The sequence below is a fragment of the Polaribacter sp. BM10 genome (assembly GCF_002005425.1).
Lineage (GTDB): Bacteria > Bacteroidota > Bacteroidia > Flavobacteriales > Flavobacteriaceae > Polaribacter > Polaribacter marinaquae.
In genome coordinates, this window is sequence record NZ_CP019704.1 from 3,017,083 (window position 1) to 3,032,288 (window position 15,206).

Here is a 15,206-nt window from a genome sequence, read left to right on the forward strand (position 1 = left end):
ACAATTTTAAAAATACGTAATTTATTGCTGTTTTCTTAACCAAACTCTAATGTCTTTTCTTAAAGAAACCTCTGGTTTTGGTAACGGAATTGTTTTACCAAACTGTTTGCTTCTGTTAAATTTAGAAAACGTAACTTTTAGTTGTTTCCATTCTGCAGGATGCAGTTCTAAAAACTTATTAAACATATTTTGTTCTGTTGGTGTTTCTGATAAACTCTCTAAAGTTTTCTGAAAAAGTTCTTCTTTATTAAATATCATAATAAGTATATTTTTTGGTTTTACTGGGCGTTTAGTAAAACGTATTTCATTGCTTTTGCTTTAAGCAAGCATTCTTCATATTCGTTTTCTACAATAGATTTTGCTGTAATTGCACCACCAACAGAATATGAAACGTATTTTTTTTCTTCGTTGTATAGAATACTTCTAATAACAACATTAAAATCGAAATCGTTTTCTGGTGTAAAATAACCAATTGCGCCCGAATATAAACCTCTTTTGGTTTCTTCTAAGTCTTCTATAATTTGCATTGCAGAAACTTTTGGTGCGCCTGTCATGCTTCCCATAGGAAAAGTGCTTCGTAAAATTTCTACCGGATGCATTAACGCCGTATCTATATTAGAAACTACCGTAGAGATCATTTGATGCACTTGTTTAAAAGAATACACTTTACATAATTCTTCAACCTTTACAGAGCCTTTGGTCGCAGTTTTAGAAAGGTCGTTTCTTACCAAATCTACAATCATTACATTTTCTGCACGTTCTTTTTCATCTCTCATTAAATTTCGTGCAATTTTCTCATCATCAATTTGGCTAATTAATCGTTTTGCGGTTCCTTTTATAGGTTGCGAAATTATTTTACTGCCTTCCTTTTTAATATATCTTTCTGGTGATGAACACAAAGCATATTGATTTTCTAATTTTAAATAAGCAGCAAATGGTGGTTCAGAAATATCGTTTAAATGCTTGTAAACTTGCAACGGATTTATAGTAGCGTTTTCAGCATAAAATTCCTGACAAAAATTCGCTTCATAAATATCACCTCTTTTAATATGTTCTAAAACTTTTGATACTTTTTGATGATACTCATCTTTATGAATTCGTAATTTTATTTTGATGTCGCTTTTAGAATTTTCAAAAACTGAAGGATTAAAATTTTTAATCGTTTTAAAGTCGTTTTCAATTTCATCATCAACCATTTTTAAATAATGAAATTCAACGGAATTTTCTTTTATAAAAACTAATTTTTGAGGTTGAAAAAAATACAAATCGGCAAAACCTAAATTGTCTAAATTTTTAGACTTTAAATGCTCAACATCATTTTTTACATCATAAGAAATATATCCAAAAATATAATCTTTTGTTGTAGTTTGATATTCTTTTAATTTGTCAAATGCGTTGGTGTAATCTGTTTTTATAGATGTAAATTCTTCAACAGCCAAAGCGCTATTAAAACTAGTATATGTTTGGTTGTAGTTATTAGAATCTAACCAAAGTGCTGTTTCAAATTGTTGAGACCAACACAGTAAATTTTGTTTAAAAGTAGCGATGTTTTCAATAGAAAAAGTACGAACAGTTCTTTGCATAATTAATGCAAAAATACAATTCTTATTGTTTAGAAATAGAAATTTTTATGCAGATTTATTGGCTAAAAAGTTTTACCAAATGTAAACTGAATTGGCACTGCAACACCAGAGTTATTTGTAAAAATGTTTCCGTTAGAGTAGTGCATAATTCTAAATTCTGCATTGTATTGTCGTTTTTTTCCGAAGAAAAAACCAAGTCCCATTGTGTCTTGATATGTAATTTTTGGGCCGGTATTAAGGTTGTCTAAATTTCCTTTGGTTAAAAATGTTGGCCCGATAAGCGAGTAATTTGCATACATATCAAACTTATTTCTTCTTAAAAGATAAAAACGCATCGACGGAAAAATTGAAAAAGCAAGCACTTTCTCGTTGGTGGCTTCTGTATTAAACGCAGTTATACTTGCGCCCCAATCTAAAGAGAATATTTTTTCTGTTCTAAAAAGTAATTGTTGGTAGGTAATTGAAAAAGAATTGGCCGCCTTAACTTCGCCAACCCAAAATACTGGTATGCCGAAACTTTCGAAGTTACCAACCTTTAAACTCATACCAAAAAACCGATTGACACCAAAGCCAATTTTACTTGTTCCGTAACTAACTTGTAGCATATTTTTAGGAAAAAAATGACCATTTTTGCCAAATTTATTAGCTTTTTCTTCGGATAATTTGTTGATATGGTATTCGAAACCTAAAGTTACTTGAGATATAGAAGGTTGATTTTCTTTTGTTGATTTTGGCAAGAATGTTCCGTTTAAATTCAACCTCCATTTTTTGTTCAATTTATAGTTAAATCCAAAGCCATAAAGAAAGCTTGCATAATGCGCATCAGAATATACAACTTCATCATTTATAGAAAATCCTACTCTGGTTACGTTGGCAATTCCGCTCTCAGCAAAAAAAGACAATTTATCATTTAAGTTTATATTTTTCTTTAAAGACAAAGACCAAGCATTTATCCAAACGCTGTTATGATAACCCACATTGTTTACGTTTGTGTATTGAAACCAAGAAGCAGGTCTTAATGTGCCAAATTGAACCGCTAAATCGGGTAAGATTTTATAACCTAGTAGCAATCGTCCAGAAAAAATGTTTTTAGTAAACGCATCTGTTTGATAACCCTCTTTTAAATTATTATTTGAAAAAGGGTAAAAAATTCCCCCAAAATTAATACTATAATATGCTTTTGATAAAAAGGAGTTTGGTTGTGTTTTGAAATCTTTATTTTCTTGAGCGATAATGGTTAAACTTGCTAAGAGAAATAATAGCATAAAAAGTTTCTTTTTCATTTTATAAAAATAGGAAACTTTTAAACATAAAAAAAGCACCTAAATATTAGGTGCTTTTTTTAAGAATGTCTGTAATTAAAATACAGTTTTAGGCATTTAACGGTTTACCGTCCCAAGCAGCTTTTGCAGCCTCTTTAACAGCTTCAGAATATGTTGGATGACCATGACAAATTCTCGCTAAATCTTCTGCAGATGCTCTATATTCCATAGCTACTGCAGCTTCCATAATTAAATCTGCAACACGTGCGCCAACCATGTGTACACCTAAAATTTCGTCAGTATTTTTATCTGCTAAAACTTTAACAAAACCATCAATATCTCCACTAGCTCTTGATCTACCCAAGGCTCTCATAGAAAATTTACCAGATTTGTAATCTACTTTAGCATCTTTTAATTCTTGCTCTGTTTTACCAACAGCAGCAACTTCTGGCCAAGTATAAACAATACCCGGAATTAAATTATAATCGATATGTGGTTTTTCGCCAGCTAAAAATTCTGCAACAACTACACCTTCTTCTTCTGCTTTATGTGCCAACATTGCACCTTTAACTACATCTCCAATTGCATAAATATTAGATACATTTGTTTGTAAATGATCATTTACAGCAACTTGTCCGCGTTCGTTAACTTCTACACCAACTTTTTCTAAACCTAGACCTTCTGTATATGCTTTTCTACCAACAGCAACTAAACAATAATCTCCGGTAAAAGTAACTTCTTCTCCTTTTTTGTTATTTGCTTTTACAGTAACTTCTTCTCCGTTTCTTTCTACAGAGGTTACACCATGACTTACAGCAAATTTAATACCTTGTTTTTTAAGAACTTTTTGTAATTCTTTAGAAACATCAGCATCCATAGTTGGTGTAATTTTTGGAGCATATTCTATAACCGTTACATCTGCGCCTAAACGTTTGTAAACAGAACCTAACTCTAAACCAATAACACCACCACCAATTACTAATAAATGTTTAGGTACTTCGTTTAATTTTAAAGCTTCTGTAGATGTAATTACACGTTCTTTATCTAACGTTATAAATGGTAACGTAGATGGTTTAGAACCTGTAGCAATAATAATATCGGTACCTTCTATCACTTCTGATGTACCGTCGTTTTTAGCAATGTTAACATGAGTTTTGTCTACAAAAGAACCCAATCCTTCAAAAACATCGATGTCATTTTTATCCATAAGGTATTTGATTCCGCCTGTAGTTGTTTCTACAACTTTAGCTTTTCTATCGACCATTTTACCAAAATCGAAAGTTGGTTTTTCAACAGAAATACCGTGTTCTTCAAAATGATGAACTGCATCGTAATAATGATGAGAAGAATCTAATAAAGCTTTAGAAGGTATACAACCAACATTTAAACAGGTACCACCCAAAGTTGAATATTTTTCTATAATTGCTACTTTTTTGCCTAATTGAGAAGCTCTAACTGCAGCTATATATCCTCCAGGACCAGAACCAATTACAATAATATCATATTTCATAAGTAAGTTTATTTTGTGTTTTTTGCAACCTAATGCTTTGTTTTTTAATAATAATTGACAAAAATACGGATATTTTCATAAAATAAAGTAAGAATTTAGTAGTTTTACAGTATAAAATATTCTTAAAATTTACAGATGAAAACCCTAAAAAAAATATTAGTTTTTCTATTAGTTGTACTTGTAATTGCTCAGTTTTTTGGTCCAGAAAAAAATGATGGTGAAATGACTTCTGTAGCTGCTTTTGTGTCAGAAACAAATCCGCCAGAAGATGTAAAAAAAATATTAGAAACAACATGTTACGATTGCCATTCAGATAAAACAGTTTATCCTTGGTACAGTAACATTACACCTGTAAATTATTGGTTAGACGATCATATTAAAGACGGTAAAAAGCATTTAAACTTTTCTAAATGGAGCTCTTATTCTTTAAAAAAGAAAGAACATAAAATGGATGAACTTTACGAAGAAGTAGAAAAAGGAGAAATGCCATTAGATTCTTATACTTGGACGCATGCCGATGCAAATCTTACGCAAGAGCAAATTAATGCTGTTGTTGCTTGGGGTAAAAAGGTACAAGCCGATTATAAACTTCAAATGAATACTAAATAATTGCAAAATAACACTGTTTTAATTATTGGTGCTGTTTGGGTAGAACCTAATTCTTCTGCTGCAGGCAAAAGAATGTTGCAGTTAATTGATCAGTTTTTAGAAAAAGAATATCACATAACTTTTGCATCTGTGGCACAAAAAAGTGAAAAAGCATTAGATTTAAAATCTTTAGGTATAGAAGAAGTTTTTATCGAGCTTAACAATATTTCTTTTGATGCTTTTGTAAAGAAACTTAAACCCAATATAGTTTTATTTGATCGATTTATGATCGAAGAACAATTTGGTTGGCGTGTTGCAAAACATTGTCCGAACGCTATACGCATTTTAGATACTGAAGACTTGCATTGTTTGCGTAAAACCAGAGAGTTTTGTGTTAAAAAGGAGCTTCCTTTTTCGATTTCAGAACTTTTAAAACAAGACATTACAAAGAGAGAAATTGCATCTATTTTAAGATGTGATTTGTCTTTAATTATTTCTACTTATGAAATGGAATTGCTAAAAGATGTCTTTAAAATACCTTATAATGTGATTCTGTATTTACCTTTTATGTTTGAAGAAATAGATGCCTTACAAACAGAAAAGTGGCAGCATTTTACAGAAAGAGAACATTTTATATTCATCGGAAATTTTTTTCATAAACCAAATGTTGATGCAGTTTTAACTTTAAAAAAAGAAATTTGGGCAAAAGTTAGAAAACAACTTCCTAAGGCAGAGTTACATATTTATGGTGCCTATGTTACCCAACAAATACAAGAATTAAATAATAAAAAAGAAGGTTTTTTAATTAAAGGATTTGCAAAGGATGCAAATAATGTAGTTAAAAATGCCAAAGTAGTTTTGGCTCCTTTAAATTTTGGTGCAGGTATAAAAGGCAAATTAACAGAAGCCATGCTTTGCGGTACGCCAAGTGTAACAACAAGTATTGGTGCAGAAGGAATGGTAAATAATTTTGAGTGGAATGGTTTTATAGAAGACGATTATACTGATTTTGCAAACAAAGCTATTCTACTTTATAATGATGAGTCAACTTGGAAGAATTCTCAGCAAAAAGGAATTGATGTTATTAATTCTATTTACAGTAAAAAGAAAAATGGAGTAGTTTTGTCAAGTAAAATTGAAGAAATTCAACAAAATTTAGAGAAGCATAGGGCTTCTAATTTCTTTGGAAGCTTGTTGCAACATCAAACTTTACAAGCAACAAAATATATGAGTAAATGGATTGAAGAAAAGAATAAGTAATTTATTCTACTACGTAATCTAGCGGTAAAGCGTTTGCAAACTTCTCGAAAGACCAATAACCTTCGTAAAACATATCTAACGGACGGATTAAACTACCATTTGTATTTATAATTGACGGAAGTTTTAAAGGAATTATAGATGATGTTTGTGGCAATGCTTTTCTTGGTTTGCTAAACGCATTTCTTAAAATATAGCGTTCTTCTTCTAGTTCTTTCGTGTAAACGATACTTAAATTATTGTCGAAATCTAGATAAGAAACACCATTTTTAAATTTTAAGATGTCTTTAATTGGCGCTTTAGATTTGTACAAATAATCTTTAAATTTTGGCAGTTTTACCTTTTTTAAAACTATCAATGCCGAATCTAATGCTGTTTTTGGCTTCTTAATAACTTTAGAGAAATTAACGTTATTTCTGTAAAGTTTTACCAATTCTCGTGCTTTTTTAATTTTTTCTTTCGATGGTCTTTCAGGGTTTAAAACTCTTTTAAATTGATGTATTAAAAAACCATCTTTATAAGTTGAACCTTTTAATAAAGATTGATAAAAATGAGTAAATGAACCGTTGTAAGTTTCTAAACGTTTTTGATGCCATTTACGCTTTTTTCTATTGCTTCCTTTTAAATTTTGATATCTAGAATATCCTAAATAAGTAACTCTGTTTTTATGGATTTTAAATTCTTCTAACTCGTAAATTATTTTGTAACCTAAACCCTTATGAATAATTTGTAAAGGTTTTCTTGCAAATGCTGTTAACAGATTCTCTTTTGCATCAAAATCAAAGTGTAATACCTCAGGATTTAAAATTTTGCAAACATCTGCCAATTTTGTTCTGCCAATAAATTCTCTTTTAAATGTTTGCAAATTGTATTTCCACTCATCATTATAAACTGTTTTTCTAATGACAATTTCATTTAAGGTATTGTTTTCTTCAACCATATTAAAAATCAGTGAACTCCTATAAGTAGTAGTGTCTAAAGAATAATTTATTTTTTTGTAGCCTAAATAGGAAATAATTAAATCATATTGACCTTTTTTTACTTTTATAGAAAATTCACCATCAGAATTGGTAGTTGTACCAATCATTGTATTGTTTAAATAAACTGTAGCACCTTCTAATGACCCATTTTCTTCATGTACAGATCCTTTAATAATTATCTGTGATGAAACGTGAACCGAAAAAAATAGCACAATAATGCAAAGACAACTTCTCATACTTAAATAACGTATAAAAAATCTTTTTATAACAAAACAATTAATTAATATTAAGACTTAAGCAAACCAGCTCTTTTTAAAAGTGCATCTGGTTTTGGTTCTTTTCCTCTAAAACGTTTGTATAATTTCATTGGTTTTTCTGTACCACCTTTAGAAAGAACGTTATCTTTAAACTTTGTAGCAACTTCTTTATTAAAAATTCCTTCTTCTAAAAAATATTCAAATGCATCTGCATCTAAAACTTCTGCCCATTTATAAGAGTAGTATCCAGAAGAATATCCACCTTGAAAAATATGTGAAAAAGCAGTACTCATTGCGTTTTCTTTTACATCTGGATATAATTTTGTGTCAGAAAAAGCGTCGTTTTCAAACTCTTTTACAGAATTTATTTCTGATGGATTTTCTGAGTGCCATTTCATGTCTAAAAGCCCGAAACTTAATTGACGTAAGGTTTGCATACCTTCATGAAAACTTGCAGATTCTTTAATTTTCTCTACATATTTCATAGGTATAACTTCATCGGTTTCGTAGTGTCTTGCAAACAATTCTAAAGCTTCTTTTTCGTAACACCAGTTTTCTAAAACCTGACTTGGTAACTCTACAAAATCCCAAGAAACAGAAGTGCCTGATAAACTGTTGTATGTCGTATTTGCTAACATGCCATGTAAAGCATGACCAAATTCGTGAAACAATGTCGTAACCTCATTAAACGTAAGTAAAGAAGGTTTGGTTTCTGTGGGCTTTGTAAAGTTGCACACTATAGAAACATGTGGTCTGTCGTTAATTCCGTTTTTTATTTGTTGTGACTTGTAAGAAGTCATCCACGCTCCATTTCTTTTGCCTTTTCTAGGATGAAAATCAGCATAAAAAACAGCAATAAAATTATTTTCGTTATCTGTTACATTATAAGTTTTAACATCTTCATGATATTTATCGATAGAGTTTATTTCTTCGAAATTTAAATCAAATAATCTATTTGCAATTTCGAAAACACCATTAATAACGTTATCTAATTTAAAGTATGGTTTTAATAATTCTTGATCTAAATCGAATAATTCTTTCTTTAGTTTTTCAGAATAATAAGCACCATCCCATTTTTGTAATTTATCTATTCCGTCAAGTTTTTTTGCGTATTTTTCTAAGTTTTCAAATTCCTTAAGCGCAGCAGGTTTTGCTTTTTCTAATAAATTATTAGAAAATTCGATTACTTTCTCAGGCGTTTCTGCCATTCTTTCTTCTAATACAAAATGAGCATGCGTTTTGTAACCTAGTAAATTTGCTCTTTTATGACGAAGGTTAACAATTTCTAAAACAATTTTTTCGTTATTGAATTCGTTTTCTTGAAAACCTTTTTTACCCGCTGCAATTGCCATTTTTTTTCTTAAATCTCTATTATCAGCATAAGTTAAAAACGGAACGTAACTTGGGTAATCTAGTGTAAAAATGTAACCATCTTTGTTTTTAGATTTGGCAACTTCTTTAGCCGCTTCTTTAACACTTTCTGGTAAACCAGCTACATCTTCTGGTTTGGTTAAATGCATTTCAAAAGCATTTGTTTCTGCAAGTACATTTTCGCCAAATTTTAACGAAAGCTTAGATAGTTTAGCGTCAATATCTCTAAGTTCTTTCTTGTTTTCTTCATTTAGATTAGCACCATTTCTTGCAAAACTCTTATACTGTTTTTCTAACAACATTTCTTGCTCTGGTGATAATTTTAAATTTTCTCTATTATTAAAAACAGCTTTTACACGATTAAAAAGTTCTTCGTTTAGTGTGATGTCATTTCTAAACTCGCTTAACCAAGGAGAGATTTCTTGTGCAATTTTCTGAATTTCATCATTAGTTTCTGCAGAATTTAAGTTGAAAAATATACTTGTAATTCTATTTAATTTTTCACCAGAGAAATCTAATGCAACAGTTGTGTTTTCGAAACTCGGTGTTTCTGAGTTATTTACAATTTCATTTATTTCTTGCTTTGCAATTTCTATTGCTTTTAGAATTGCAGGTTTGTAATCTTTAGTTGAAATTTTTGAAAAAGGAGCTGTATTAAAGTCTTGTAAAAGTGGATTCATAAATGTGTGTATATCAGTTTTCAAAGATAAAAAAAACTTATTTTTTATTCTATAATCTAAAATAAACATCTGTTAAACTTATTTTAACAACCGTTTATCGAAGTTTTATTGCTTTTATTATAAAATGTATTTATTTTTGATTAGGTTCTAATATCCCCCAAAACTACTATGAAAAAATTTTTATTAAATATAATCTTCTTAACCCTAGCGGTTTGCAGTTTTTCTCAAACAGATAATGATGGTTTTTATTTTGATGGTGTAAATGATTTTATAAATGTAGGTGGTGCTTCAAACACAAATATTTCAAATATTAATAGTACAACTACAAACAATAGAACTTACGAGACTTGGTTTAAAGCAGCAGAAGTTACTACCAGACAATTTATTATGAAAGAGGGTGCTGGTACTAGAGCTGTTATTATTTATATAGAAGGTGGATATTTGGTTGTAGGAGGATATAATAGAGCAGACTACACACCAAGATGGGAAGGAACCTATTTTAGAAAGGCAATTACTGCGGATACATGGTACCATGTGGCACTTGTTTTAGACGATGCTCAGGCGGCAAATAATACTACAAATCCTATGGGTGCTAACCAAAATACAGCGTTAAAATTTTATTTAGACGGTACCTTAATTGGTGAAAATTCAGGTTATCAGTTTGGACCACACAATACCGTAAGATTAGGATATAAGGATACTGGTATAAGATTTCCAAGTATAACAGCAGCAGGATGGACAAATCAATTAGATTCCGATTATTTCTATAGTCCATCAGGTTTAACAAGTTATTCGGGTACTAATTATTTTGAAGGATATTTATGGGGATTTAGACTTTGGAATCGAGTGAGAACTCCACAAGAAATAGACGATTACAAATCAGATATAATTACTACAGTTGGTACAGATGATTTAGCGGCAATTTTAGATGGAGATACATTTACATATTTAGCAAATGATAATGTAAGTACTAATGAAGCTACAGTTTCTTCTGTACCAACAATTATTTGGAGTGCAACTGCTGCATCTACAGATTGGAATACGGGTTCTAATTGGGTAGGTGGTGCTGTGCCAGACATATTAACAAAAGAGGCTGTAGAAATTCAAGCTTCAACAAATTATCCAATAATAACTTCTGGAACTCATATTGTAGCCGGAGATCTGCAAGTTAATGCAAGTGCAAGTATTACTGTAGAAAGTGGTGGTACTTTAGAGGTTAGTTATGATATTGTTAACAATGGTACTATTGATGTTAAAGAAAGTGGCAGTTTAGTGTTAAGAGAAAAGAAAGTTTTAGGCGGCACAGGAGATTATATTGTTGAAAGAAATACACCTACATATAATGGTAATGATTTCTATTCTTATTGGAGTTCGCCAGTTGTTAGTGCAGATTCGAATATTGCAACAGTTTTTCCTGATGCAGAACTTATATATGCATTCGAAGCAAGTTCATTAAATTCAGATTGGGTATTTCATGGTACTTCAAATTTTGAGCAAGGAATAGGTTATGCTGTTCAAAATGAAGGTATAGGTGGTCAGTTAAGAACTTTTACGGGTGTTGTTAATTCAGGAGATATTTCGGTAAATGTTTACAATACAACAAATTTATCAGGTTCTGATAACGATGGTGATACTTGGTCTTCAAATGGAGATAATTTAGTTGGTAATCCATATCCAGCAGCAATAGATTGGGATTTAGTAATTACAGACCCTGATAATACAGAAATTCTAGGAACCATATATTTATGGAACCAAGCAACTGCAGAAGTAGGTGAAAACAATGTTTCAGATTATCTGCAATATAATTTAACAGGTGGTGTTACAAATACTGCTACAGGAAATATTGGTACTGGCCAAGGTTTTTTTGTAAGAGCTATATCAAATAGTTCGATAAAATTTAAAACAACACATCAAATTGCGTCTAGCAATACACAATTTTATAAGTCTAATAATAAAAAAACTATCGAAGAGAAAAAAGATAGATCTTGGATTAAGTTTACAAGAGGAAATGAAACCAATACTTTGTTAATAGGTTTCTTAGAAGGAGCAACAGAAGGTGTAGACAGAATTTATGACGCTGGTTTTGATACAAATCAAAAATCTTTAGGTTTTTATTCGTTGATAAATAATTCTATAAAAGCATCTATACAAGGTTTGCCTGTTTTACAGAACGATGAAGAAATTGTACCCTTGGGTTTTATTGTAGATAAAGTAGGTGAGTATTCAATCGGAATTCAAGAAGAAACTATAAATGATGATTACACTGTTTATTTGTTTGATAAAGAACTAGATTTATTATTCAATCTAGAAGAAGGTGATTATAATTTCTCTATAGAAACCTTAGGAGAAAATAATGAGAGATTCGAGATAAAGTATTCGAAAGCTAGTAAAGAAGAAACAACTTTAAGTACAGAAGTAGTAGAAAATATTGATGATACTCTAAACCTATATGTCGACTCAAATAGAGAGTTAATTATCAAAAAAAATACGCAAGAAGAAATCAAAAATATTCAAGTTTATAACTTACAAGGTAGACTTATAAGTGTTTTTAAAAGTGAAGATTTAAAAAGCGTTTCTAACTACAGTACAGGCGTATATTTTGTTAAAGTAACTTTTAGCGATAAGCAAGAGTTTAGAAAGAAAATTCTTATTTATTAAGATATTAATTTCTTAGTCGTTTTTGTAAGCTTTTACAAGTTTAAACGACATAACAATAGTGTTATAACACATTAAAAAAAAAAGAATTATGAAGAAAATTACAATTTATATTTTATATATTTTTATAATTGGTTACAGTTCTTTACAAGCTCAAATTCCTTGTTCAGCTGGTTTTGAAGCTAACGGAACCAACGATTATATTACAATACCAAATACAGATGCCATTAATCTACAGAACACTAAAAATAGAACTGTAGAATTTTGGTTTAAACCTTCGGATATTACTACAAGGCAGGTGTTGTATGAAGAAGGAGCACAGGTAAACGTTATTTTATTTTATATAGAAGCAGGAAGAATTTATTTAGGTGGATACAGAAATAATGCTGATACAGCAGCCAGAAGAAGATTTTTTAGATCTGAATCAGGTGAAATTTCTGTTGATAAATGGACACACGTAGCGCTAACAATAGAAGATACAGCTTCGCCAGATGTAACTTTTAGATGGTATTTAGATGGTGTAGAAAAAGATCAACAAGATGGTTTACAGGTAAGTACACACTCAGGTAATATTTCTATAGGTAGAAACGGAGGATCAGTAAGGTATCCAACAAGTTTTTCAAGCGGTTCTACTTATAACGGAGCTTTCTCTGGTCAAGATAATGTTGACAATAACTTTGATGGAAATATATCTTTATTAAGAATCTGGAACGTTGCAAGAACAGAAACAGAAATAGATACTAACAAATCTACATATCTAACTGCCGGTACAAGTTTAGTTGCTTACCAAGATGGCGATCAAGTTAATTACGAGGCAAATGGTGCTTCTTCAATTGCAGCAACTACAACTGCAAACGGAAGTAACACAAGTTATACATGGAATGGTGGTGCTTCTTCAGATTTTTCTAACGATACAAATTGGGTTGCAACATCACCAGAAGTTTCTAAGACACAAACGGTGGTGATTCAAAATGGTTCAAATAATCCAGAAATAACATCAGAAGTTAAAATAGGAAGATTAACAATAGAAGCAGGAGCAGAGGTTGTTGTAAAAAGCGGCGGAACTTTAAATGTCTTTTATGGTTTAACTAATAATGGTACAATTACAGTTGAAGATGGCGGCGCTTTAATTTTTAACTCTTGTAATGCAACAATTGCAGGTTCTGGAGATTTTAATATTAAAAGAGCAACACCAAACTATTCTGGAAACGATTTTTATTCTTATTGGAGTTCTCCTGTAATTGCTGCAGATTCTAATATTGCCACTGTATTTCCTGATGCAGAGTTAATTTACAGGTTTGATGCAAGTAGTACAAATTCAGATTGGGCCTTTCATGGTACTGCAGATTTTAACCCAGGTGTTGGTTATGCAATTCAGAACGAAGGTGTAGGCGGTCAATTAAGAACTTTTACAGGAAAGTTAAATGAGGGTGATGTAGTTGTAAATGTTTTTAACTCTAGCAATTTAGCAAGTACAGATCCAGATAATGTTTGGTCTACTTCTGGAGATAATCTAGTTGGTAATCCTTATTTTTCTGCAATAGATTGGGATTTGGTAAGTGCAGATACAGACAATGCAGATATTGATGGAACCATTTATTTATGGAATCAAAATACCGCAGAAGTTGGCGATAATAATGTTTCTGATTACCTGCAGTATAATGTAACTGGTGGTTTAAGTAATACTATAACAGGTAAGATTGGTTCAGGGCAAGGTTTCTTTGTTAGAACTTCAACGAATAGTACGTTAACTTTTAAAACTACGCATCAAATTGTGGCAAATAATACACAGTTTTATAAGTCTGATAAAGCTAAGGTCACAGAAAAGCGAGAAGGAAGATCTTGGTTTACTTTTAACAAAGGCAATAAAACAAATACTTTATTAGTTGGTTTTCTTAAGGGAGCAACCAATAGATATGATAAGCTTTATGACGCACCTTTTGATATTAGTCAAAAATCTATGGGTTTTTATTCTCATGTTAGAGGAGGTGCAAAAGCATCTATACAAGGTTTGCCAGTTTTAAAAAGAGATAAAAAAGTGGTGAAGTTAGGTTTTGTTGTTGATGAATTAGGTGAATATTCTATCGGAATTCAAGATGAGAAAATAGATGAAGATTACTACATTTATTTAAGAGATACAGAAGCTAAGAAAACTGTAGATCTAAGACAAAGAGATTACACCTTTTCAATTGATACTGTTGGTGAAAATAACACAAGATTTAAAATTATTTATACTAAAGATAAAAGAAGAGCTACAAAGAAAACTGGTAAAGAAGCTATATTGGTCGAAGAAGTAGACTCAGAAGATTTTGCAGTTTATGTAGACGGAGCAAAAGAGTTAATTGTAGAATATGATTTTGATGTTGACAATATTAAAGATGTAACTATATATACTATTCAAGGTAGAAAAGTAAAAACGTTTTTAGGTACAGATGCTAAAAATATTTCTAACTTAAAGACAGGTATATATATTGTAAATACAACATTAATTGATAATAGAAATTTCACAAAAAAAATACTGATTGCAAACTAGCAATCAGTATTTTTTTATTTTCTAACATTTTCAGAAGCCTTTTCTACTTTTAGTTTTAAACCTTCTTTGTAAGCAATAATTTTATCTAAAACACAAGTATCTGAAGCACCAATAATTTGAGCTGCCAAAATACCAGCATTTTTTGCGCCATCTAAAGCAACTGTAGCTACAGGCACGCCACCTGGCATTTGTAAAATAGACAAAACAGAATCCCAGCCATCTATAGAGTTTCTGCTTTTTACAGGCACACCAATAATTGGTAACGGACTCATAGAAGCTACCATTCCTGGTAAATGTGCAGCACCACCAGCGCCTGCAATAATTACTTTTATGCCTCTTTTATGTGCATTTTTAGAATAATCTACTAATTTTTCTGGAGTTCTATGTGCAGACACAATATCAACTTCTATTTGAATATCAAAACTCTCTAAAATGTCTATTGCTTCTTGCATTATTGGAAGATCAGAATCACTTCCCATTATTATTCCTACCATATTTTTATATGTTTTCAGTTATCAGAAATAACTTTA

11 protein-coding genes are annotated in these 15,206 nt (G+C 30.8%); 4 read left to right on the forward strand and 7 right to left on the reverse strand.

What is annotated here, in order from left to right; genetic code table 11:
• Positions 1-21: 21 nt before the first annotated feature.
• The 4 genes from BXQ17_RS13245 to lpdA form a co-directional block, all read right to left on the reverse strand.
• Positions 22-258 carry a hypothetical protein gene (locus tag BXQ17_RS13245; protein ID WP_077811099.1) on the reverse strand — a complete coding sequence of 79 codons (237 nt, stop codon included), beginning with the start codon at positions 256-258 and terminating at the stop codon, positions 22-24.
• 20 nt (positions 259-278) lie between these two features.
• Positions 279-1,583, reverse strand: a complete 1,305-nt coding sequence (locus BXQ17_RS13250) for an anthranilate synthase component I family protein (RefSeq protein WP_077811100.1) — start codon at positions 1,581-1,583, stop codon at positions 279-281.
• 62 nt (positions 1,584-1,645) lie between these two features.
• Positions 1,646-2,866 (reverse strand): acyloxyacyl hydrolase, encoded by a 1,221-nt coding sequence (locus tag BXQ17_RS13255; protein WP_077811101.1) that lies wholly within the window; start codon positions 2,864-2,866, stop codon positions 1,646-1,648.
• Positions 2,867-2,954: 88 nt separating this feature from the next.
• Positions 2,955-4,355: a dihydrolipoyl dehydrogenase gene (lpdA, locus tag BXQ17_RS13260; RefSeq protein ID WP_077811102.1), complete on the reverse strand. Its 1,401-nt coding sequence runs from the start codon at positions 4,353-4,355 to the stop codon at positions 2,955-2,957.
• 135 nt (positions 4,356-4,490) lie between these two features.
• Between lpdA and BXQ17_RS13265 the strand changes: the two genes are divergently transcribed.
• Together BXQ17_RS13265 and BXQ17_RS13270 are read left to right on the forward strand one after the other, a co-directional pair.
• Positions 4,491-4,964 carry a heme-binding domain-containing protein gene (locus BXQ17_RS13265; protein WP_077811103.1) on the forward strand — a complete coding sequence of 158 codons (474 nt, stop codon included), beginning with the start codon at positions 4,491-4,493 and terminating at the stop codon, positions 4,962-4,964.
• Entirely contained in the window at positions 4,965-6,203 is a 1,239-nt protein-coding gene (locus tag BXQ17_RS13270; RefSeq protein WP_077811104.1) for a glycosyltransferase, read from the forward strand.
• A gap of 1 nt (position 6,204) precedes the next feature.
• Here BXQ17_RS13270 and BXQ17_RS13275 read toward each other — a convergent pair whose 3' ends face one another.
• Both BXQ17_RS13275 and BXQ17_RS13280 read right to left on the reverse strand, forming a co-directional pair.
• Entirely contained in the window at positions 6,205-7,392 is a 1,188-nt protein-coding gene (locus tag BXQ17_RS13275) for a carboxypeptidase-like regulatory domain-containing protein (RefSeq protein WP_187661409.1), read from the reverse strand.
• A gap of 74 nt (positions 7,393-7,466) precedes the next feature.
• The gene (locus BXQ17_RS13280) at positions 7,467-9,488 is read right to left on the reverse strand and encodes a M3 family metallopeptidase (RefSeq protein WP_077811426.1); all 2,022 of its coding nucleotides are present in this window, start codon (positions 9,486-9,488) and stop codon (positions 7,467-7,469) included.
• Positions 9,489-9,656: 168 nt separating this feature from the next.
• On the opposite strand from BXQ17_RS13280, the gene BXQ17_RS13285 reads away from it, so the two are divergent.
• Both BXQ17_RS13285 and BXQ17_RS13290 read left to right on the forward strand, forming a co-directional pair.
• Positions 9,657-12,146 carry a T9SS type A sorting domain-containing protein gene (locus BXQ17_RS13285; RefSeq protein WP_077811106.1) on the forward strand — a complete coding sequence of 830 codons (2,490 nt, stop codon included), beginning with the start codon at positions 9,657-9,659 and terminating at the stop codon, positions 12,144-12,146.
• An 88-nt stretch (positions 12,147-12,234) separates the two neighbouring features.
• The gene (locus BXQ17_RS13290; RefSeq protein WP_077811107.1) at positions 12,235-14,676 is read left to right on the forward strand and encodes a LamG-like jellyroll fold domain-containing protein; all 2,442 of its coding nucleotides are present in this window, start codon (positions 12,235-12,237) and stop codon (positions 14,674-14,676) included.
• A gap of 14 nt (positions 14,677-14,690) precedes the next feature.
• Here BXQ17_RS13290 and purE read toward each other — a convergent pair whose 3' ends face one another.
• On the reverse strand, positions 14,691-15,170 hold the full coding sequence (purE, locus tag BXQ17_RS13295; RefSeq protein ID WP_077811108.1) for a 5-(carboxyamino)imidazole ribonucleotide mutase: 480 nt from the start codon (positions 15,168-15,170) through the stop codon (positions 14,691-14,693).
• Positions 15,171-15,206: the final 36 nt, after the last annotated feature.